Below are 21500 nucleotides of genomic sequence, written 5' to 3'. Positions count from 1 at the left end.
GAATGAAGCGGCTGCTGCAACAACTGGAAGGAGATAAAGCCATATGGGGCGTGGTTGCCCTGCTGGCCCTGTTTTCCTTTTTGCCCGTCTACAGCGCCAGCAGCAACCTGGTGTATGTGGTGGGCAGCGGCACCACCTTTGGCCACCTGCTCAAACACGCCCTTTTGCTGTTGCTGGGCTTCGGGATTATCTATGTGGTACACAAGATCCCCACCCACTTCTTCAAAGGGCTTTCCATCATTGCCATCCCAGTGGTGCTGGTGCTCCTGATCTATACCCTGGCCCAGGGCACGACCATAGAAGGGGCCAATGCCAGCCGGTGGATCCGCATCCCCCTGGTGGGAGTCACCTTCCAGACCTCCAACCTGGCAGCCGTGGTGCTGATGATCTACACCGCCCGCTACCTGAGCAAGATCAAAGACCGGCAGATTCGCTTTACAGAGAGCATCTGGCCCCTTTGGGTGCCGGTGTTTGCCGTGATTGCCCTGATCCTGCCAGCCAACTTTTCCACGGCAGCCATGCTGTTTTGTATGGTGCTGATGTTGTGTTTTTTGGGCGGGTACCCCCTCAAATACCTGATGGGTATTGTGGCTTCAGGAGTGGTTTGCCTGGCCCTTTTTGTGCTGACCGCCAAGGCCCTGCCCGGGGTATTCCCCAACCGGGTCGATACCTGGATCAGCCGGGTGGAAAGCTTCTGGGACGGGGCGGATACCGAAGGGGATTACCAGATCGAAAAAGCCAAGATCGCCATTGCCAGCGGCGGACTGGTGGGCAACGGCGCCGGCAAGAGCGTGATGAAACACTTCCTGCCCCAAAGCAGTTCGGATTTCATCTATGCCATCATTATTGAAGAATACGGCCTGGTAGGCGGGCTGAGCCTGATGTTTTTTTACCTGTTGCTGCTGTTCCGCATTGTGGTGGTGGCCAATGCCCACCCCAGCATTTTCGGGAAGCTCCTGGTGATAGGCGTAGGCCTGCCCATTGTGTTCCAGGCCCTGATCAATATGGCCGTTGCAGTGGAACTTTTCCCGGTTACCGGGCAAACCCTGCCCCTGATCAGCAGCGGGGGTACCTCTATCTGGATGACCTGCCTGGCTATCGGGGTGATCCTGTCCGCCAGCCGCAAACAACAGGAGGCCGAAACGGAAGTGACGGATACGAATGAAGAACACCCATTGGAGATACTGAGTGGACAATTATAGGTTTTTACTCTCCGGGGGCGGCACCGGAGGCCATATTTATCCGGCAATTGCGATTGCCGAGGAACTGAAACGACGTTATCCCGGGGCTGAGATCCTCTTTGTGGGGGCCCGGGGCAGAATGGAAATGGAAAAAGTACCCCAGGCAGGATACCCCATCCGGGGGCTGTGGATCAGCGGGCTGGTTCGCAAACTGACCTGGAAGAACCTGCTTTTTCCGATTAAAGTACTGGTAAGCCTGATGCAAGCCTGGAAGATCATACGCAGTTTTAAGCCCCACCTGGTGGTGGGCACGGGCGGCTTTGCCAGCGGCCCCACCCTGCGCATGGCTTCGGCCATGGGGATCCCTTATGTGTTGCAGGAGCAAAATTCCTATGCCGGGATCACCAACAAATGGCTGGCCGGCAAGGCCCGGCGCATCTTTGTGGCCTACGATGGCATGGAGCGGTTTTTTCCGGCCCGGGCCCTGGTCTTTACCGGCAACCCGGTGCGCGAACGCCTTGCCCGGGAATTGCCCCCGCGCTCACAATCCCTGACGCATTTTGGGTTGCAACCGGGGCGTACCACCCTCCTGGTACTGGGCGGAAGCCTGGGGGCGCGCCGGATCAACCAACTGGTCGATGCCCATTTGCCACTCTTTAAAAAGATGGGCCTGCAGGTGCTGTGGCAATGCGGGAAAGGCTATTACGAGACGTATCAGGACCGGCAAGCCGAAGGCGTGGCCGTCCGTGCCTTTATTTCAGAGATGGATGCCGCCTACGCCTCAGCGGATATGATCATCTCCCGGGCCGGCGCGGGGTCGGTTTCCGAACTCTGCCTGATCGGGAAACCCGTTCTGTTTATCCCGTCACCCAATGTGGCCGAGGACCACCAGACCAAAAATGCACAGGCCATGGTTTCGGCCGGGGCAGCATTGATGATGAAGGAATCAGAACTGGATACCGGCTTTGAAGGACGTTTCCGCGCCTGGGTGGAAGACCCGCAGGGGATGTTGCGCATGGGGGCACGAATGCAGGAGCTTGGGCGACCGGCAGCCACCCGTCATATCGGGGCCGAAATTCAAAAAATAGTGGAAGCGGATGCAGCTTGAAGGCGTACATAGGGTTTATTTCCTGGGCATAGGCGGAATCGGGATGTCCGGCCTGGCGCGCTACTTCCTTAAGGAGGGCCGGCAGGTAGCCGGGTATGACCGTACGCCTACTCCCCTGACCCGGGCCCTGGAAGCCGAAGGGGCTGCCATCCATTACACCGAAGATATTCAAGCCATTCCCACAGCATTCCGTAACCCGGAAGGGACGCTGGTGGTCTATACGCCTGCCGTGCCGGCAGCCCATGCGGAATACCGCTATTTCCTGGATGGCGCCTTTACCGTGCGTAAACGGTCGCAGGTGCTGGGGATGATCAGCGAAGCCACCCGCTGCCTGGCCGTGGCAGGGACCCATGGAAAGACCACCACCTCCTGTATCCTGGCCCACCTGCTCCGGGAAGCTGGCCTGGAAGTAATGGCCTTTTTAGGGGGGGTAAGTGAAGATTTTGGCAGCAATTTCCTGATGGAAGGCACTGCTTTTTCCGTAGTCGAAGCCGATGAATTTGACCGGTCCTTCCTCTGGCTGACCCCGGAGGTAGCCTGTGTGACCTCCATGGATGCGGACCACCTGGATATTTACGGTAATGCCCAGGCCCTTACCGAGGCTTTCGGCGCCTTTGCCGCCCGGGTACGGCCCGGTGGCCGGCTGGTGGTGCGCAACGGTTTGCCCCTGCATGGGATTACCTACGGGATTGAAGACGATGCCCAGTACTGCATCGAAAACCTGCGGACCCGTAATGGACAGTACGAGTTCGACATCCGCACCCCGGAAGGGACCTTTACCTCTGTAGGGTTCGGGAAGCCCGGCAGGCACAATTTGTTGAATGGATTAGCCGCTTTTACGATGGCGGTCCAGGTGGGGGCCCCGCCGGACCGCCTGGTAAAGGCATTGGGCACCTTTAAAGGGGTGCAGCGGCGATTTTCATATAAACTGCGATCGCAGGAGTTCACCTTTATCGACGATTACGCCCATCACCCGGCGGAAATCGATGCGGTATACCAGGCCATACGGGAAATGCACCCGGGAAAAGAAATCCTTGCGGTCTTCCAGCCCCACCTGTATTCCCGGACCCGGGACTTCGGCGCCGATTTTGCCCGCAGTCTCTCCCGCTTTGACCGGGTGTGGTTGCTGGACATTTATCCGGCCCGGGAGGAGCCCCTGGAGGGAATCACCTCCCAGTGGTTGCTGGAACAGATTGACAACCCCCGGAAAAGACGGGTGGGCAAAAGTGAATTGATCGATGCGATCCGGGCGCAAATGCCGGAAATCCTGCTCACTATAGGGGCAGGCGACATCGGGTTGGAAGTAGAAGCGATAAAACAAGCCTTTAGCCATGCGAGTGAATTGGAATAAATGGAAACTCATTGGTCTATGTGTAGGAATCACAGGCCTTTACGCCTTTGCTGAGGCGCGGAATGAGCAACGGGGTATTAGCGGCATACGGGTGGAATTCACCGAGCCCGAAGCCCTTTACATGACCGAGGCTACGGTTAATAAATTGTTAATACAAAAATATGGGGCCCTCCAGAACGTCCCTAAAGATGCGATAGTTTTGAATGCTATAGAATCGGTTCTGAGGAGCCATGAAATGGTGAAAAGTGCCCAGGTCTATCTCACTATTGACGGTGAACTTAACGCGAAAATAACGCAAAGGCATCCTATCGGCCGCGTAGCCGGGGGGCGGGATTTTTACCTGGACGACCAGGGAAAACAGATGCCGCTTTCCCCCTTGCATTCTGCGCGGGTCCCTATCATTACGGGAAAGATTACGGGGAAAAGCCTGGAAGACGCATATGTGATCCTGAAGTATATCAACGAGGATCCCTTCCTGAGCAAGAACGTGATTGGCATCCATATCGAAGAGGAAGACGATTACCGCCTGAAGTTCCGGTTGGAGCCCTTTGTAGTGCGTCTGGGAGGGGTCGAGGACCTGGACCAGAAGTTCGACAATTTCAAGGCCTTTTACGCCAAGGCCGCCCAAGATAAAACCCTGGCGCATTACCAGATGGTAAGCCTGGAATTTGAGAACCAGGTGGTGTGCACTAAAATATAAGAACCCATGGAAGAAGCGAATTTTTCGGTAGGACTGGACATCGGTACCACCAAGATTGTGGCCATTATCGGGAAGAAGAACGAGTACGGCAAGATCGAGGTGGTGGGTACCGGGCGTTCCAAAAGCCTTGGGGTACACCGGGGCGTGGTGAACAACATCACCCAGACCATACAATCCATACAGCAGGCCATTGAGCAGGCGGAATCCAATTCCGGCCTTAAGATCGATTCTGTAACCGTGGGGATTGCCGGCCAGCATATCCGTTCCCTGCAGCACAGCGATTACATTACCCGCCCCAATTCCGAGGAGGTGATCGGGGAGGACGACCTGGAAAAACTCTGCGACCAGGTATACAAGCTGGTGATGCTGCCCGGGGAGGAAATTATCCATGTACTCCCCCAGGAATACAAGGTGGACGGGCAGGCCGAGATCAAGCAGCCTATCGGGATGTATGGCGGCCGCCTGGAAGCGAACTTCCACGTGGTGGTAGGGCAGATTTCCTCCATCAAAAACATTGGCCGCTGTATTAAGAGCGCCGGGCTGGACCTGGACAACATCACCCTGGAACCCCTGGCCTCTGCCAATGCCGTATTGAGCCAGGAAGAGAAGGAGGCCGGGGTGGCCCTGATCGATATCGGGGGTGGCACCACGGACCTGGCCATTTTTAAGGATGGCATTATCCGGCATACGGCGGTGATACCCTTTGGCGGCAACGTCATTACCGAAGACATCAAAGAAGGGTGCTCCATCATTGAAAAACAGGCGGAACTCCTCAAAATCAAATTCGGATCGGCCTGGCCGGGCGAAAACAAGGATAACGAGATCGTCTCCATCCCGGGCCTTCGGGGCCGGGAGCCTAAAGAGATCACGCTGAAGAACCTCTCCAAGATCATCCACGCCCGCGTGGTGGAGATCATTGAGCAGGTCTACATGGAAATCAAGAATTACGGGCATGAGGAGCAAAAGAAAAAGCTGATTGCCGGCATTGTCCTTACCGGGGGCGGCAGCCAGTTGAAACACCTCAAGCAGCTGGTGGAGTATATCACCGGGATGGATACCCGGATCGGCTACCCGAACGAACACCTGGCCGGGGATTCCGAAGCCGAGATTGCCAGCCCCACCTATGCCACGGCTGTGGGCCTGCTGATGAATGCCGTCCACAATAAGGACAAGGGCAAAAAGCGGCCTGAAGATGCCGAAGGCAGCCAGCCGGAAGCGGAAATGGTGTTGGAAGGCGTGGGCGAAGCCACCACTGCGCCGCGTACCAAAAAAGAACGCCGTTCAGTGCTGGACAAATGGGCGGACAAGCTCAAGGAGTTCCTGGACAACGCGGAATAAAGAAATCATAGCATACCCACAACCTGAAAAATCATTAAAACGAACAACACATGGAAATGGAGAACATCACCTTCGACCTGCCAAAAAACCAAAGCAACGTGATCAAGGTCATCGGCGTGGGCGGCGGAGGAAGCAATGCCATTAACCACATGTTCCAGGCCGGGATCAACGGGGTGGATTTTGTGATCTGCAATACCGATGCCCAGGCCCTGCAGAACAGCGCAGTCCCCAACAAGATTCAGTTGGGGGTATCCCTGACCGAAGGGCTGGGGGCCGGAGCCAACCCCGAAGTAGGGGAGCAGGCTGCCCTGGAAAGTATGGAGGACATCAAAAACATGTTGGTGGCCAACACCAAGATGGTCTTTATCACCGCCGGGATGGGCGGGGGTACCGGTACCGGTGCGGCCCCCATTATTGCGCGCCAGGCCAAGGAAATGGACATCCTCACTGTGGGTATTGTGACCATCCCTTTCCAGTTTGAAGGCAAGATGCGGTGCCAGCAGGCCCAGCGCGGGATTGAAAAACTGCGGGGCAATGTGGATTCCCTGATTGTGATCAACAACAATAAACTGAGGGAGGTATACGGCAACCTGGGCTTTAAAGCCGGGTTCTCCAAGGCCGATGAAGTCCTGTCTACGGCTGCCCGGGGGATTGCCGAGGTGATAACCCACCACTACACCCAGAACATCGACTTGCGCGATGCCAAGACCGTGCTGTCCAACAGCGGGACGGCCATTATGGGCTCTGCTACGGCAACCGGGTCTGCACGCGCCCAGGAAGCCATTATGAAAGCCCTGGATTCGCCCCTGCTGAACGATAACAAAATTACCGGGGCCAAAAACGTACTGCTGCTGATCGTATCCGGATCCCAGGAAATCACCATCGACGAGATCGGGGAAATCAACGACCACATCCAGACCGAAGCGGGGCATGGGGCCAACATTATCATGGGGGTTGGCGAAGACGAAAACCTGGGCGAGGCCATTGCGGTGACCGTGATTGCCACCGGCTTTACCACCGACCAGCAGGACGATATTGTCAATACGGAAAGCAAAAAGATTATCCATACCCTGGAAGACGAACAGAAGGCCCAGCATGATCTGACCGAACCCACGGTGGTTCACACCCTGGAGGTGGAGGAAACGGCCCTGGAAGACCTGCCTGTGTACGATGCCGATGTTTTGGAGGTAGAACCGGACCTGATCCCCACCACCAATTACATCCGGAATTTCAATGTCTTTTATGAAGAGGTGGTTGCTGCACCCGGCGAGGCCGAGGAGTTTATCATGGTAGATTCCCGGGAGTTGCTGCGCAATATCGAGGTGATCGACCCCGTGGTGGTCCGCCCCGAGGAAGCTATGGAAGACCAAATGAGCCTGCATTTTGACATGCCCCTGCAGGCAAGCGCCGAAGCGGAAGAGGAAGAAGACGAGCAGCAGCACACCATCACCTTCGACCTGAACGACGACCTTCGGGAGATGGAGGTGAAGGAGCATGTAGAGATCACTCCCGTGCTGGAATACAAGAAGGAAGGCGAAACCCGTTACAGCCTGGACGAGTACATGGAACTGGAGCGCCACCTGACCGGCGCCAAGTCCAAGGCAGAGCAATACGACCCCAAATTGGTGGACGACGAGCTCGTATTTGAAAAGAAGACCGTGGAAGCTCCCAAGCCTGTGGAAACCCCGGAGACGGCAGACCCCACGGACCGTCCGATCAGCGAAATCCTGCGGGAGCGGGCAGACGAACGCCGTCGCAAGCTGAAGGACTTCAACTATAAATTCCAGCACAACCGATCCAATATCGAGGATATAGAGAAGGAGCCGGCGTACAAGCGGCAGGGGGTGGACCTCTCCGCCCCGGAAAAGGAGGACGGGAAGGTTTCCCGTACCAGCCTGAGCGAGGATGCCAATGACGAAATGCGTCTGCGCACCAACAATTCCTTCCTGCACGACAACGTGGACTGATAGCCTTACCGGCGTCGAGGCAAACCCCCGGAGCACCGTCTTCGGGGGTTTCTTTTTATCTTTGTATACATCTTAAAATTCCCGAGCGATGAGTTTGCAAGACCGTGTTATGGACGAAATGAAAACCGCCATGAAAGCCAAGGATGCTGTGGCGCTGGAATCCCTTCGGGCGATTAAATCCGCCCTGCTGCTGGCCAAAACCGAAAAGGGCGGGGGGGCAGCCCTGGGCGAATCCGAGGAAATAGCCCTGGTCCAGAAACTGGTGAAACAACGCAAGGACAGTGCAGCCATATACAACGAGCAGGGCCGGGCAGACCTGGCCGAACCGGAACTGGCCCAGGTAGCTGTGCTGGAGCGCTTTCTCCCCGAGCAACTTTCGGAGGCGGAAATCCAGGCTGCCGTATCCAAAACCATTACTGCCCTGGGGGCAGAAAGCATGAAGGATATGGGCAAGGTGATGGGGGTGCTCACCAAAGAACTGGCCGGGAAGGCCGATGGGAAGGCTATTTCGGCCGCAGTGCGCGCCCAGCTTTCCTGATGGCTTTCCTGATTAGATCGATTTGGCCAGCGGCATCCGCACCGGGCGTTTGCCTGTGAGGCGGAACAGGGCATTGGCCACCGCAGCCCCTATAGGGCCCAGGGGGGGTTCCCCAACCGGCCCGGGGGTTTCTTTCCCCTGCAGGAGAATCACTTCAATTTCCCGGGGGGCGTCCTTCATCAGCAGCATGCGATAGGGGCCGTAGATAACAGGGGTTAACGCCCCGTCCACCACCTGCATTTCTTCATACAGGGCTGCACTGAGTCCCATATGGATGCTGCCTTCGCATTGGGCCCTAACCTGGTCCGGGTTCACGGCCAGCCCGGGGTCCAGCACACAGGTAACCTTGTGAATCCTGATTTTCCCCTCCTCCAGGGAAAGTTCCACTACCTGGGCGCAGGGGGTACCGGCATCCACAGAAGCGGCCAGGCCCATGGCCCTCCCGGCCCGGACGGTTTCCGTATATGCCGAAGCCTTTGCCGCCCGTTCCAGGACGGCCCGCAGCCGCGCCCCAAGGGCGTCGTCCTGCGGGATATGCTGCAGGCGGAAGGTCAGGGCATCCTGTCCGGCTTTTGCGGCCATATGGTCCACAAAACTTTCAATGGCAAAAGTGTTGGCCAATAACCCCAGGCTGCGCCACCAACTGGTGGCAAAAGGGAGGTCTACATGATAGTAAACAGCCCGCAGGTTGGGCACGCCGGTATACTGCAACAGCCCACCGCGTACCGCGCCAATATCTGCGCCCAGGATGGTGGGCACCCCGGGAATCATCAGGGCGGAATTGTTACCCACGTCCCCGCTTACAAAATGGTGTTCCAGGTGTTCCAGGCGGCCATCTGCACCCAGGCGCCCCTTCATCCGGTGGTGGGTAGGAGGGCGGAACATGTCGTGCTGGAATTCTTCCTGCCGGCTGAAGATGTATTTGACCGGCCTGCCCACAGCCTTCGACATTACGGCGGCCGGGACGGCATGCGGGGTGTGCAGCCTGCGGCCAAAGCCCCCGCCCAGATAGGCCGGAATGATATTGACCTGCTCGGGGTTCATCCCCAGGCGTTCGGCTACTTCCTTCCGGGTAAGACCCACCACCTGTGTGGAAATAACCACCGTGGCCCGGCCTTCCTCTACATGGGCCAGAGCCCCGTTGGGTTCCAGTTGGGCATGGGCCCCGATGGGGGTGCGGAATTCCAGGGTTTCCCCTTCTGGACCTTCCATGGGGCCGCCTTCTTTCTGGATGATGGTATGCTTGCCATTGCCTACGGTCATCCGGGCCTCGATATCGGCTTGCTGCAGGTGTACAGGAGCTTCCCATTCGGCTTCGATCTGGGCCTTGGCCCGTTCGGCCTGCGCGTAGGAGCGGGCCACCACCCCTACAAAATCTTCCGCTTCCACTACCTGTACCACCCCCGGCATCCCTGCGGCCTTTTGGGTGTCGGCCTTCAAAAGCCTGGCCCCGATATGGGTGGGCCGCAATACGGCCCCGTAAAGCATACCCGGCATTTCCGCATCCAGGCCAAAGATAGGATCCCCGTACACTTTGGGTGCCAGGTCTACCCGCGCTACGGGTTTCCCGATATGCCGGAAAGCGTCAGCGGCTTTTAAGGCTGGGGTTTCCGGAAGGTTCCAGTCGGTAACGCCTGCTGCTGTATCGGCAAAAGTCAGCTGGGAATCCCCATATTGAAAGACTCCGTTTTTGAGCTGCACCCCAGACAGGGGAGCGCCCAGTTTTCGGGCTGCTTCCGTCCGCAGCATTTCCCGGAATGTAGCCGCCAGCTCCCGAAGGGGTTCCCACAGCCCGGCAATGGAAGTGCTGCCCCCTGTACTTAGCCCGTCGATATTACCGGTTGCCGTGGCAGCGTGTACCACCCGCAGCCGTTCCAGGGGGATTTCCAGTTCTTCTGCGGCCAGTTGCGCCATGCCCGTAAAGATGCCCTGCCCCATTTCCACCTTGGGCGATAGCAGCAGGACGTGGTTATCCGCTGTGAGTTCAAACCAAATGAGCGGGTCGTCTGTGTCTCCCACATAGGTGAGGTCCATGGTACTGAGCGTTTGCAAAACCGAACGCCGGATCGGGTTTCGGGCCAGGTAGGTGCCCAGGGCCAGGACCCCGGCGGTCCCCAGGCCGGTGCGTATCAGGAATTTGCGTCGGGAAAGTTTGCCTTTATGCGCCATCTTCCGGGGTATTGGGTTGGGCCTGCCCGGTTTGTGCCAGGGTAGCGGCCTTATGGATTGCTTTGCGGATGCGGGTGTGCGTGCCGCATCGGCAAACGTTCAGGATGTTTTGGTCTATGTCGTCGTCCGTGGGGTTGGAGACGCGCTTCAGCAGGGCTGCGGCCGCCATCATAAAGCCGGGTTGGCAGTACCCGCACTGGGGTACGATTTCCTCGATCCAGGCCTGCTGGACGGGGTGAGGCTCCGCTTGTGTACCCAAGCCTTCCAGGGTGGTAATGGTTTTTCCTTTGCCCAAACGGGCCGGATAACTGCAAGAGCGGACGGGGACGCCATCCACCAGCAGCGTACAGGCCCCGCAGGCGGCCTTGCCACATCCGAATTTTGTGGCCTTCAGGCCCAGCAGGTCACGAATGGCCCACAATAGGGGCATTTCCGGATCCTCAAGTTCCAGGTGGTGAACGGTTTTGTTCACGGTAAGCGTAACTTTCACGGGCATATGGGGAGAAGTTTAAAGCGGCTACCTTAGGTTCATTAAAGTTATGGAAAATCGGGAAAGCCTGTATCCTGGCCCCGTTGCTTTTCCCGGTTCAGGCGGCTGAACTTTTTCGTATCTTTTGCTTCCGACAAAAAGATACAACATGAAAAAAATACTCTTTGGCCTGATGCTTTGCGTGGGGCTGCTCACCCAGGCCCAGCGGAATTGGGACGCCGTGGAAATCACCTCTGAGCGTCTGGCCGATAACCTGTATGTGCTTTATGGCTCCGGAGGGAATATGGGGCTGGCCATAGGCGACCAGTTTGCCTACCTGATCGACGACCAGTTTGCCCCCCTATCGGATAAAATCCTGGGGGCCATCCGTGCCCTGACGGATAAGCCACTGCGGTATGTGGTCAATACGCACTGGCACGGAGACCACGCCGGTGGCAATGCGCCCATGGCCCAGCAGGGGGCTACCCTGATCGCCCACGAGAATGTCCGCAAACGGATGGGCTCGGTCCAATGGGCCGGCACCGATCGGGAAACCCAGCCCGCCCCCTTTGAGGCGTTGTCCCGGATTACCTTTAACGAGGAGATGACCGTCTATCTGGATGCAGGCCACAGCATGCATATCATGCACGTAAACCCCTCCCATACCGACGGGGATTCCTATGTCTATTTTCCGGAGGCCAATGTGATCCATATGGGGGACAATTTTATCAGCGGTTACCCCTTTATCGATATTGCCTCGGGTGGGGACATAGACGGGTTGGTGCAGAATATGAATATGGCCCTGTTTATTGTGGACGACCAGACCAAAATCATCCGGGGGCACGGCGGGGTTGCCGGCCGGGCCGAACTACAGGCTTTCCGGGATATGATCGATACCATCCGGATGCGGGTAAAGCAGGCTAAGGATGCCGGAAAAACCCTTGAAGAAGTTCAGCAAATGGGCCTGACCTCGGAATGGGATGCCCAGTACGATAAAGGTTTTATCAATGCCCAGCGCCTGCTGGAAGCTGTGTATTCTTCTGTGGATTAAGGGGCCCGTAAGGCGTGTGATTGCCCTTTGCAGGGGGTGTGTTTAATTTGAAGTTGGGGGGGTACCCCCGGCAATGCCATTCCATTCCCGGCATCAAACGTTTTGAGGTTTCCGATTGCCCGTGGCGGCATACAGCGCCAGCCCGACCAGGATGCACCCCACCCCCAGGGAACTGATAAGGGAATACTGTTCCCCGAAAAAGAAAATCCCGATCAGCAGGGCATAGACCACCTCTGCGTATTTGAAGGGGGCTACCTGGTAGGTTTTCCCGGTTTGGAAGGCCCGGGTCATAAAGAGTTGCCCAAAGTACCCGAATATCCCAAGGCAGCCTAGCAACCCCCATTCCCATCCGTTGTTCGGGGCCTTCCAGTTCCAGAGGGTAGCGATCCCGCCCACTGCGGTGGCAAGCACCATAAAATAATTCACCACTACCACCGGGTGTTCCCGGGGGCCGATCTTGCGGATGGCAATGTAGACCATCCCGCTGAACATGGCGGCCAGCAGGATAAGGAGGAGCCCTAACGGATCTACTTCCGGGGAAAACCCGCGGATAATCAGTACCCCTGCAAAAGCGAGAAGCAGGAATATCCCTTGCAACAACCTGAAGCGTTCGCGAAGCAGGAACCAGGCAAAAACCACAGCGTATAAAGGGGCCGTATACCGCAGGGAGACCGCCAACCCCAGGGGCAGGTATTTCAGGGACGTAAAAAACAAGGACATGGCTGTAACCCCCAGGGCGGCCCGGAGCAGGAGTAATCCCCGGGTTTGCCCCAGCAAGGGGATGCGTTGCCGCAGCAGGAAGGAGGTTGCAATACAGGCAGAGCCTATGGAGCGGAAAAAAACAAGTTCCAGGGCGGGGATGTGGTTCAGGTACTTCAGCAGGGCATTCATAACGGCAAAGGCCGCCGTACTCAGCAGCATATACCCTATGGCCCGTTTTACACCTTTATCCATAGGCTTATCCCTCCGGGGGATTTCTGTAGTACGATCCGAATCAGTTCTTCTGGGCTGCCAGCCACTGCATGACCGTCACGGGGGTCCCCTTCAGGGTAACCGGCTTCCCGTCGTAGTCCAGGGTGGCTGTATTCGCATGGGAATAGATCCAGGACCAGTGCCCGCTGTAGTGGAAGTCCTCGCCCCCGTACTGGCCGGTGATGTCCGTAACATGGTCGTAATAGGAGAAATGCACATTCCGAGCCCCGGCAGCCATAAGCCGGTTATATATAGGGACAACCGTTTGCTGCGGGACGGTTACCGGGTCGTCCTTGGAATGTATAAACCAGATAGGTACGTTACGGATACTCCGGATTTGGGCATCGCTCACAAACTCCGAATGGTAGGCCAGGGCACTGATATACCCCGCGGCAAAATAATCCGGATGTTCCAGCAGGAGCTTCAGGCTCATATACCCCCCGTTACTGCATCCGCCCACGTAGATCCGGTCTGTATCGATTCCGGGATGGCGCGCTACAAAGTCCCTGATCAGGGCCATGAGCCCCACGTGGTAAATGTCTTCGGCATCCCCCCGGGTATAGCCGCCACCTTCCCGGTTCATCCAGAAAGTGGGCGATTGGGGTGCCAGCACATAGGCCCCTCCAAAAATGTTTTGGATTTCAGGGGAGGCATAATGGGCCGCCCGGTTGCCCAGCAGGGCAATGGTGGGGTCAGTGCCCCCCTCACCCCCGCCATGGAGCCAGATAATCAGCGGCTTTTTATTGCCGGGGGCAGGCGTATAAGCTGCATAGGACAGGGTCTTTCCGGGGGCGTACTCAAAACGCCCGTCCAGGTTAAAGCGGTCTGCCTGCGGCATGATTTTCCCCGTTTTATGCTTCCAGGTCCTCAGGCTGGGCATATGGGTCACCGCTACCTGGTAATCTACCCAGAAATTCCCGCGTACTTTTTCGTTTCGGGCATAATGGAAGGGGGAGGCCAACCGCATCTGCGGATTTACGGACAGAACCAGTGTCAGGTAATTTCCCTGTGGCAGACGATTCCCGGATGCATCTGAAATATACGCTCCCAGCACTTCCCTTTCCCCGGAAATGGTTGCTTCCGGAAGTTCGGCCAGGTCCGTTTGTCGCGAGGCCAGGACCTTAAAGGAGCCGGGAGGTACAGAATCCAGGGTAGCTTCAAAATCCAATACGATTTTGTTTACGGCAGGCCCCCAGTCGAAGCCTTCCACAATAAGGGCATACCCGCCTGAGGGTTCCGCCTGGGTTTGGGCTGGCAGGATGCTGGTGGTCAGCAACAGGATGAAAAGAAGGGAGGAGTACAAAGATTTCATGGGATTGGCGGTTTTGAATTAATAACAGGCTATGCTTCACCTTCAGCCAGGGAACGTTTGCAGGTTACCCCTTCAGGCCGGGAACAACCCCCAAGATACGCTTTTTGGGTCTTAGCCCCGTTCTGGACTGTTTGTCTTTATTCCTGAGGTTTCCTCCCTGCGGTATGGGCGGATAATCAGCCCCAGCGGTCGGTCATAACTGATGTAGTTGAAGGCCCAGTGATACAGGGCAGAGAGTTTGCTGCGAAAGCCTACCAGGGAAAGGATATGGACCAGCATCCAGACAAACCACGCAAAACCGCCCTGGAATTTCCAGCCCGGCAGGTCCACCACGGCGCGCACCCGCCCCACGGTGGCCATTACCCCTTTATTGTTGTAGGTAAATGGCAGGAGTTCCTCTTTACGCAACAGGCGGCGGAAATTCTGTGCCAGGTGCCGGCCCTGTTGCTGCGCCACGGGAGCCATCATAGGGAGGCCCCGCGGATCTTCTTCGGTAATGCAGGCAGCCACATCGCCAATGGCAAAAACTTCCGGGACGCCTATCACCCGGTTACAGGTATCCACCAGGATGCGCTGCCCCTTGCCCTCGCAGGGCTTAGGCAGGCCTTTGACCGGGTTGGCCCTTACCCCTGCGGTCCACAACACCGTGTCCGTGGGGAAGGAGGTGCCGTCTTCCAGGTAAATCCGGTCATCATGGTAGGATGCCACCCGGGAATTCAGCTTAACCTGTACCCCAAGCTCCTGCAGATAGGTTAGCGCCTTGGCCGACGCTTCTTCGGACATGGCGTTAAGCACCCTGGGCCCCGACTGGTATAGGTTGATGCTCATCCGGGAGGTGTCCAGGTCCGGAAAATCCCTGGGGATCACGTGTATTTTCATTTCCGCCAGGGCGCCCGCCATTTCAATACCGGCCGGGCCCCCGCCAACAATGGCCACATTCATGATTTCTTCCAGGGACTCCCCGCTGTAGTTGGCCAGGGCTTTCTCCAGGTTTTGGTAAATATAGCTTCGGATATTCAGGGCATCCGGTACCGATTTCAGGGTCAGCAACTGCTCCTTTACTGGTTCAAAATTGAAGAAATTCGTGGCGCTGCCCGTGGCCAGTACCAGATAATCGTAGGGGATGGTCCCTATGGAGGTGTGTACCCGGCTGCGTTCCCAGTCTACCGAGTGTACCTCGGCCATACGGCAGGCAACGTTGCGTTGCCTGCGGAAAATCCGGCGTACCGGGTAGGCAATGGTGTCGGGTTCCAGTCCGCCTGTGGCCACCTGGTAAAGTAAGGGCTGGAAGTTGTGGTAGTTGTTGCGGTCAATCAGGGTGACCTGTACCGGAAGTTTTCTGAGGGCCTTGGCCAGTTCGATTCCGCCAAAGCCGGCGCCGACAATCACAATGCGGGGTTCCTGGGGCATAAGGAGCTGGGATTATGGCATGCAAGATACAATTTGGAAGGGTGAATTTCCATGCCTGCTGGCAGATTGCGGGGGCGGTGCATTATTTGGATGGGTGGGGGGAGGGGGTGCCCCCTGTCACAAAACGGCCCTGAAATCTTAAAAACCATACAGCCGCCACCCAGTTTGCGGGATATTCATTATCTTCTATCAAAAATTTTTCCATGGCAACTTTCACCCTGAACATTAACGGTACCACCCGGGAAGTGGACGTGGACCCCACAACCCCCCTGTTGTGGGTTTTGCGCGACCACCTGAGTTTGGTGGGTACCAAATACGGTTGCGGGATCGCACAGTGCGGTGCCTGTACCGTCCACCTGAACGGCAATGCCGTCAGGTCTTGTTCCCTCCCGGTTTCTTCCGTGGGGAACCAGGAAGTCACTACGATTGAAGGCATTTCGGAGCACGGAGATCACCCTGTTCAACAAGCCTGGCTGGAAGAGGATGTGCCCCAGTGCGGGTATTGCCAGGCCGGCCAGATCATGACAGCCACTGCCTTGCTGAAGCAAAACCCGAGCCCGACTGATGCTGAGATTGAGATGGCAATGAACGGCAATATCTGCCGGTGCGGCACCTATGTGCGGATCAAAAAAGCCGTGAAGCGCGCGGCCGATTCGGGCAGTATGGCCTGATGCCTTTCCTGACAACACCTAAAAAAAAAGCAAAGATGACACTTGTAAAAACCAAAATAGGAAGACGTGCCTTTATCCGGAATACCGGGATGGCTGGCGGTGGTTTACTGCTCGGTTTCAACTGGCTGGCCTCCTGTAAAATGACCCCTGAAGAAGTAAGTGCCCTCCCTAAGGAGTGGTTTGAGCTCAATGGCTTTTTGCGGGTAGGGGATAACGGGATGGTGACCATCATGTCTCCCAACCCCGAGATTGGCCAGAATGTAAAAACGGCCATGCCCATGATCATTGCAGACGAACTGGATACAGACTGGGATAAGGTAATCGTGGAACAGGCACCCCTGAACACCGATATTTTTACGCGACAGCTCGCCGGGGGAAGCCAATCCATCCGCCAGGGATGGGAAAGCCTCCGAATGGCAGGGGCCACGGCGCGGCAGATGCTGAAGAACGCTGCGGCACAGGCCTGGCAGGTGCCGGTAGCCGAAATTACCACTGCGGCCGGGGTACTCACCCACCAGGCCAGCGGCAAGTCTGCCGGATACGGGGAAATGGCTTCGGCCGCGGCTGCCCTGGAAGTACCGGAAGAAGTCAATATGAAAAGCCCCGAGGAGTTCACCATTATCGGCACGGACCGCAAGAATGTAGACGGCCCCAAGATCGTTACCGGAAAGCCCCTGTTTGGGCTGGACGTACAACGGGAGGGGATGCTCATCGCCATGATCGTTCATCCGCCTGCTTTTGGAATGACCTTTCAGAGTGCGGATTTTGATGCCGTGAAGGCGATGCCCGGAATCCGGGACGCCTTCCACCTGATCGCCTACCCGGAAGGGGCAGAGCGGCAGTGGTCCGATGGGGGTGCCATCCCGGAAATGGTTGCCATTGTCGGGGAAAGCACCTGGCAGTGTATGCAGGCCAAAAAAGCGCTGCGAGCCGAGTGGGAAGCCCCGGAACTCCTGGAGAGTTCCGCCTACCACGAGCAGGCCCTTTCAGACCTGCTCAACAAAGCCCCGGAGGCCCCCGCCCGGGAAGATGGCAATGTGGATCGAGCCTTCCGCGGGGCGGCTACCATAGTAGAGCGGACCTACAGCGCCCCCTACCTGGCCCACAACACCATGGAGCCCATGAACTTTTTCGCCCATGTGACCCCGGAGAAAGCGGAGTTGCTCGGCCCGATTCAAACCCCGGAGTTCCTGGAGAATACCCTGGCCTCCGTGCTGGAAATGCCCAAGGAAAAAATCGATATCATGATGACCCGTATGGGTGGTGGCTTTGGCCGCCGGCTCTATGGCACCTTTGCCGTGGAAGCCGCCATGATTTCCAAAAAGATGCAGGCCCCCGTTAAGCTGGTGTATACCCGGGAAGACGACATGAGCCAGGGCACGTACCGCCCCAGCTATAAAATCCGTTACAAGGCTGGCCTGGATGCCGACGGCAACCTGCTGGCCTGGCATGTGCGCAGTGTAGGCACCAACGATGGGCGCGTCTTCGAGAACCGCTTCCCCGCAGGGGCGGTAGACCACTACCGGGCGGAGTTCCATACCCTGCCCACCCAGGTCACCACAGGTGCCTGGAGGGCGCCCACTTCCAACTTTATCGCCGGGGTGGAAAACGCCTTTCTGGACGAGGTAGCCGAGGCTGCAGGCAAGGACCCCATAGCCTTCCGGCTGGAGCTCTTTGACCGCGCCATCAACAATCCGGTGGGCGATCCGAAGCAGAACGACTACGAACCCGAGCGCTATGCAGGCGTATTGAAACTGGCCCGTGAGAAATCCAATTGGGATGCCGGGGCACCCAGCGGTTTATCTCGTGGGGTGGCTGCCTACTATTGCCACAATTCCTATGTAGCCCAGGTGCTTGACCTGGAAATGGAAGGTAATGAGCCCCGGGTGAAAAAGGTGCTGTGCGCGGTAGATTGCGGGATCGTAATCAACCCCTTAAGTGCGCGCAACCAGATTGAAGGCGGGATTGTGGACGGCATCGGGCATGCCACCTACAGCGCCCTGACCTTCCAGGACGGCCGGCCGGAGCAGAACAATTACGACACCTACCGCCTGATCCGGAATTCCGAGGCCCCGGAGGAGATAGAAACCTTCTTTGTGGATAACGGCATAGACCCCACAGGACTCGGAGAACCCTCTCTGCCCCCTGTACAAGGGGCACTGGCCAATGCCATGTACCGCGCCACCGGTACGCGTTATTACCGCCAGCCTTTTGTGGGCTCCCAACAGGAGCAGCGCATCATCGGATAAGCCGCCCTGGCGCCTGAAACTAAAAATCCCGCAGCTGACTGCGGGATTTTTTAGATGGGTTTTGTCGTTACAGACTCCAGCGGTTGCCGATCTCCGACAGGGGTACGCACCCGCGGTACGCCCCGGGTATGGGATCATAACTCAGCACATTTTCCCCGATTTCTTCGGAGCTGAAGTAGGCCCAGATGACCGTGGATTTAAAGGGGCGGTAAAAGCCCATGGGTTGTTGCTCCCCCACGGCAGTACCCCATACGCTTTTTCCGAATTGGCCATCGGTTTGTTCTGCCGCCTGCAAAATCTGCCCCCGGGCTTCGTTGTCCAGGTCTGCAAATACGGCACCCGCGGTATCCTGGCAGTGCTGGTCAAACCCGGCCAGGGCTTCCCGCATGGTTTGTTGCCCCTCCGGCGGGTACGCCCGCGCCAGCAGGCGGTCTATAAAGATATCCACTTTTACATCCAGGGCGCCCGGGGTATCGGTTCGGGGCAGGAGGGTGTCGGCCAGGGCCGATACCAGGCGGGCTTCCGCCCCCGTAAAAAAGAGGGGTTCCCAACTGGGCCCCGCTTCCCCCTGGCAGGACTGCAACAGGGAAAGGGCGGCCGGCATGGCCAGCGTGGCCCCGGCAAGCAACCCGGTGGTTTTTAAGGCTTTTCTTCTGTCCATCAGAGGTTGAATTTTTTAAGTTCGGAAACGGCATGGTGCGCAGCCCTGGCGCTCAGTGCCATATAGGTCAGGGAGGGGTTCACACAGGAGGAGGAGGTCATGCAGGCCCCGTCCGTTACATAGACATTCTTAACGGCGTGCACCTGGTTATTCCCATTCAGCACAGAGGTTTTCGGGTCGCGCCCCATGCGGGCGGTCCCCATTTCATGGATGCCATACCCCGGTTCGTGTTTCTTGTCGAAGCCCTCCACATCCTTCAGGCCCGCCTGTTCCAGCATCTCTACGGCGTCTTCCCGGATTTGCCGGTTCATCGCCAACTCGTTTTCCTTGAATTCACAGTCGATAGACAGGGTAGGCTGCCCCCATTTATCCTTCAGGTCCGGATTCAGGGTAACCTGGTTTTCATGGTAGGGCAAACACTCGGCAAACCCGGTGATAAAGAATTCCCAGGGCCCCGGTTTCAGGATGGCATCCTTAAAATCTGCGCCAAAGCCTTCCCGGTTTGCAGCGGCCTGTACGCCCCCGCGGCTGCCGGCACCCTGGTACCCGAAGCCGCGGACAAATTTGTCGGATCGGGTGGCCTCGTCCAGGTTCCAGTACCTCGGGATATAAATCCCGTTGGGCCTGCGCCCGCTGTAGTATTCCCCATCGAACCCGTCTACACGGCCCACCGCACCCACGCGGTAGGTGTGGTCCATCAGGTTGTGGCCCAGTTCCCCGCTGTCATTCCCCAGGCCATTGGGAAATCGACCGGAGGTGGATTGCATCAGGATCTGGGTGGAACTCAAGGCCGAGGCGTTACAGAAGATCACCCTGGCGTGATATTCCAGGACTTCTGAAGTTTCGGCGTCAATGATGCGCACCCCGGTGGCTTTGCCCTGGGCTTCGTCGTAGATAATGGACTGGGCAATGGAATACGGGCGGATGGTCAGGTTCCCTGTGGCCTGTGCCGCCGGGAGGGTTACGGCATTGCTGCTGAAATAGGCCCCGTACGGGCACCCCCGGCTGCAGCGGTTGCGGTACTGGCATTGCCCGCGCCCGTTCAGGGGCTGGGTCAGGTGGGCTACCCGCCCTATAATCATATGCCGCCCGGAGAACTGGCTTTCAATCCGGGACTTTACATGCCGTTCCACACAGTTCAGTTCCATGGGCGGCAAAAAGTGGCTGTCCGGCAGGTGGGGCAGGCCCAGGGCTTCCCCGCTGATGCCTGCAAATTTTTCTACATAAGTGTACCAGGATTCAATGTCCTTGTAGCGGATGGGCCAGTCTACCCCATGGCCATCCCGGGCATTGGCCTCAAAATCCAGGTCGCTCCACCGGTAGGTCTGTTTGCCCCATAAGAGGCTGCGGCCACCCATCTGATGGGCGCGTACCCAAAGGAAGGGTTTGGTTTCCGTATAGGGGTTTTCCTGGTCATTGGCCCAAAAGTGCTCCGTGCTCTTCCCGATAAACCCCGTGCGGATGCCTTTGTAGTGTTTGGTCTGTTCTTCCGGGGTCAGGGCTTCCCGGAGTTCCATATCCCAGGGGTCGTCGTGCATGGTGGGGTAGTCCACAAGGTGTTCCACGATGCGCCCGCGTTCCAGCACCAGGGTTTTCAACCCCTGTTCGCATAGTTCTTTCGCCGCCAAGCCCCCGCTAATCCCGGAGCCGATTACAATGGCGTCGTAGGTCATGTCTTGTTTCGCATCGATATTGAATCGGGCCATAATAAAAGGTTAGGTCCGGACAAGATACACAATTTCGAAGCGCCCCGGGGGGAAAAGAAAAAGCCAGGCCCTGTGTTTGCCACAGAGCCTGGCTTGGGTTCGTGTTCGGGTACGGGGTTAGTGGAAGCGGTCCTCCGGAAAGGTATAGAGGATGCCGAAGTTGACCGTGGACCAGGGGGCATCCCCGGTCTCGATCCCGGTATAGGAGAGGTTAATCTCGGTTTGCGTCCCAAAGAGGTACCCCAGGATGGGTTTGTAATACAGCCCCCCGTCATTGCCCTCGCTCAGGCCCAGGGCATACCCCAGGTCTACGCCAAAGGAAAAGGAATTGGAAGGCCATACCCGCGCACTGGCGGCCAGGGGAACAAATTGTACGCTGGGCAGGTCTATGCCGCCCACGTCAAATTTTTCCGGGAAACCGTGGATAAAGCCGGCCATGGCTCCCAGGTCTACCACTTCGCCCAGGGCAAAAAGGTAGCCGGTATCCAGCCCCAGGGCCAGGCTAACCGCATTGTTGGTTTCGCTGCTCACGGGGAGGGACCCGTGAAATCCGAGTTTAAAACCCTGTTGTGCCGCGGCGGAGCCGAACAGGCCCAGGGCAAACAGGAACAGAAGGATTCGTTTCATAAAGGGATTGTTTGCTCCCT

The 21500-nt window shown here is 57.4% G+C and carries 18 protein-coding genes; 10 read left to right on the top strand and 8 right to left on the bottom strand.

The genetic code is table 11. From position 1 onward, the window contains the following. Positions 1-2: 2 nt before the first annotated feature. The 7 genes from OZ410_RS00915 (at position 3) to OZ410_RS00885 (ending at position 8183) form a co-directional block, all read left to right on the top strand. Complete coding sequence (locus OZ410_RS00915; RefSeq protein WP_277706030.1) at positions 3-1202, top strand: FtsW/RodA/SpoVE family cell cycle protein; 1200 nt, start codon at positions 3-5, stop codon at positions 1200-1202. Then, complete coding sequence (gene murG, locus OZ410_RS00910; RefSeq protein WP_277706029.1) at positions 1189-2289, top strand: undecaprenyldiphospho-muramoylpentapeptide beta-N-acetylglucosaminyltransferase; 1101 nt, start codon at positions 1189-1191, stop codon at positions 2287-2289. The genes OZ410_RS00915 and murG overlap by 14 nt, the downstream gene beginning before the upstream one ends. Next, on the top strand, positions 2279-3640 hold the full coding sequence (gene murC, locus OZ410_RS00905) for a UDP-N-acetylmuramate--L-alanine ligase (RefSeq protein ID WP_277706028.1): 1362 nt from the start codon (positions 2279-2281) through the stop codon (positions 3638-3640). Before murG ends, murC begins: the two co-directional genes overlap by 11 nt. Then, complete coding sequence (locus tag OZ410_RS00900; protein ID WP_277706027.1) at positions 3621-4340, top strand: cell division protein FtsQ/DivIB; 720 nt, start codon at positions 3621-3623, stop codon at positions 4338-4340. Before murC ends, OZ410_RS00900 begins: the two co-directional genes overlap by 20 nt. A 6-nt stretch (positions 4341-4346) precedes the next feature. Further along, the gene (ftsA, locus tag OZ410_RS00895) at positions 4347-5678 is read left to right on the top strand and encodes a cell division protein FtsA (protein ID WP_277706026.1); all 1332 of its coding nucleotides are present in this window, start codon (positions 4347-4349) and stop codon (positions 5676-5678) included. Positions 5679-5728: 50 nt separating this feature from the next. After that, positions 5729-7645, top strand: a complete 1917-nt coding sequence (gene ftsZ / locus OZ410_RS00890) for a cell division protein FtsZ (protein ID WP_277706025.1) — start codon at positions 5729-5731, stop codon at positions 7643-7645. A gap of 88 nt (positions 7646-7733) precedes the next feature. Continuing rightward, on the top strand, positions 7734-8183 hold the full coding sequence (locus OZ410_RS00885) for a GatB/YqeY domain-containing protein (RefSeq protein WP_277706024.1): 450 nt from the start codon (positions 7734-7736) through the stop codon (positions 8181-8183). A gap of 12 nt (positions 8184-8195) precedes the next feature. Here the strand turns inward: OZ410_RS00885 and OZ410_RS00880 are convergent, their stop codons facing one another. Further along, positions 8196-10352: a xanthine dehydrogenase family protein molybdopterin-binding subunit gene (locus OZ410_RS00880; protein ID WP_277706023.1), complete on the bottom strand. Its 2157-nt coding sequence runs from the start codon at positions 10350-10352 to the stop codon at positions 8196-8198. Then, a complete protein-coding gene (locus tag OZ410_RS00875; RefSeq protein ID WP_277706022.1) occupies positions 10342-10848 on the bottom strand; it encodes a (2Fe-2S)-binding protein in 507 nt (168 codons plus the stop codon). The genes OZ410_RS00880 and OZ410_RS00875 overlap by 11 nt, the downstream gene beginning before the upstream one ends. A 142-nt stretch (positions 10849-10990) precedes the next feature. Here OZ410_RS00875 and OZ410_RS00870 point away from each other — a divergent pair, with 142 nt between their 5' ends. Continuing rightward, positions 10991-11872 carry an MBL fold metallo-hydrolase gene (locus OZ410_RS00870; RefSeq protein WP_277706021.1) on the top strand — a complete coding sequence of 294 codons (882 nt, stop codon included), beginning with the start codon at positions 10991-10993 and terminating at the stop codon, positions 11870-11872. Between the two features lie 93 nt (positions 11873-11965). Here the strand turns inward: OZ410_RS00870 and OZ410_RS00865 are convergent, their stop codons facing one another. The 3 genes from OZ410_RS00865 to OZ410_RS00855 form a co-directional block, all read right to left on the bottom strand. Further along, entirely contained in the window at positions 11966-12826 is an 861-nt protein-coding gene (locus tag OZ410_RS00865; protein WP_277706020.1) for a DMT family transporter, read from the bottom strand. A 40-nt stretch (positions 12827-12866) separates the two neighbouring features. Next, positions 12867-14156: a prolyl oligopeptidase family serine peptidase gene (locus tag OZ410_RS00860; RefSeq protein ID WP_277706019.1), complete on the bottom strand. Its 1290-nt coding sequence runs from the start codon at positions 14154-14156 to the stop codon at positions 12867-12869. Positions 14157-14267: 111 nt separating this feature from the next. After that, complete coding sequence (locus OZ410_RS00855) at positions 14268-15566, bottom strand: NAD(P)/FAD-dependent oxidoreductase (protein ID WP_277706018.1); 1299 nt, start codon at positions 15564-15566, stop codon at positions 14268-14270. Positions 15567-15769: 203 nt separating this feature from the next. On the opposite strand from OZ410_RS00855, the gene OZ410_RS00850 reads away from it, so the two are divergent. Beyond that, a complete protein-coding gene (locus OZ410_RS00850; RefSeq protein WP_277706017.1) occupies positions 15770-16237 on the top strand; it encodes a (2Fe-2S)-binding protein in 468 nt (155 codons plus the stop codon). Positions 16238-16272: 35 nt separating this feature from the next. After that, positions 16273-18486: a xanthine dehydrogenase family protein molybdopterin-binding subunit gene (locus OZ410_RS00845; RefSeq protein WP_277706016.1), complete on the top strand. Its 2214-nt coding sequence runs from the start codon at positions 16273-16275 to the stop codon at positions 18484-18486. Between the two features lie 67 nt (positions 18487-18553). Here OZ410_RS00845 and OZ410_RS00840 read toward each other — a convergent pair whose 3' ends face one another. The 3 genes from OZ410_RS00840 to OZ410_RS00830 form a co-directional block, all read right to left on the bottom strand. Then, complete coding sequence (locus OZ410_RS00840) at positions 18554-19147, bottom strand: gluconate 2-dehydrogenase subunit 3 family protein (protein ID WP_277706015.1); 594 nt, start codon at positions 19145-19147, stop codon at positions 18554-18556. Beyond that, a complete protein-coding gene (locus OZ410_RS00835; protein WP_277706014.1) occupies positions 19147-20853 on the bottom strand; it encodes a GMC oxidoreductase in 1707 nt (568 codons plus the stop codon). Before OZ410_RS00835 ends, OZ410_RS00840 begins: the two co-directional genes overlap by 1 nt. A 117-nt stretch (positions 20854-20970) precedes the next feature. Further along, the gene (locus tag OZ410_RS00830) at positions 20971-21480 is read right to left on the bottom strand and encodes a hypothetical protein (protein ID WP_277706013.1); all 510 of its coding nucleotides are present in this window, start codon (positions 21478-21480) and stop codon (positions 20971-20973) included. Between the last annotated feature and the right edge of the window lie 20 nt (positions 21481-21500).

The organism is Robiginitalea aestuariiviva (genome assembly GCF_029537735.1).
In the GTDB taxonomy this organism is placed as follows: Bacteria; Bacteroidota; Bacteroidia; order Flavobacteriales; family Flavobacteriaceae; genus Robiginitalea; species Robiginitalea aestuariiviva.
The sequence above is the reverse complement of the archived record's forward strand: the minus strand, read 5'-3'. Positions and strand labels throughout refer to the sequence as shown.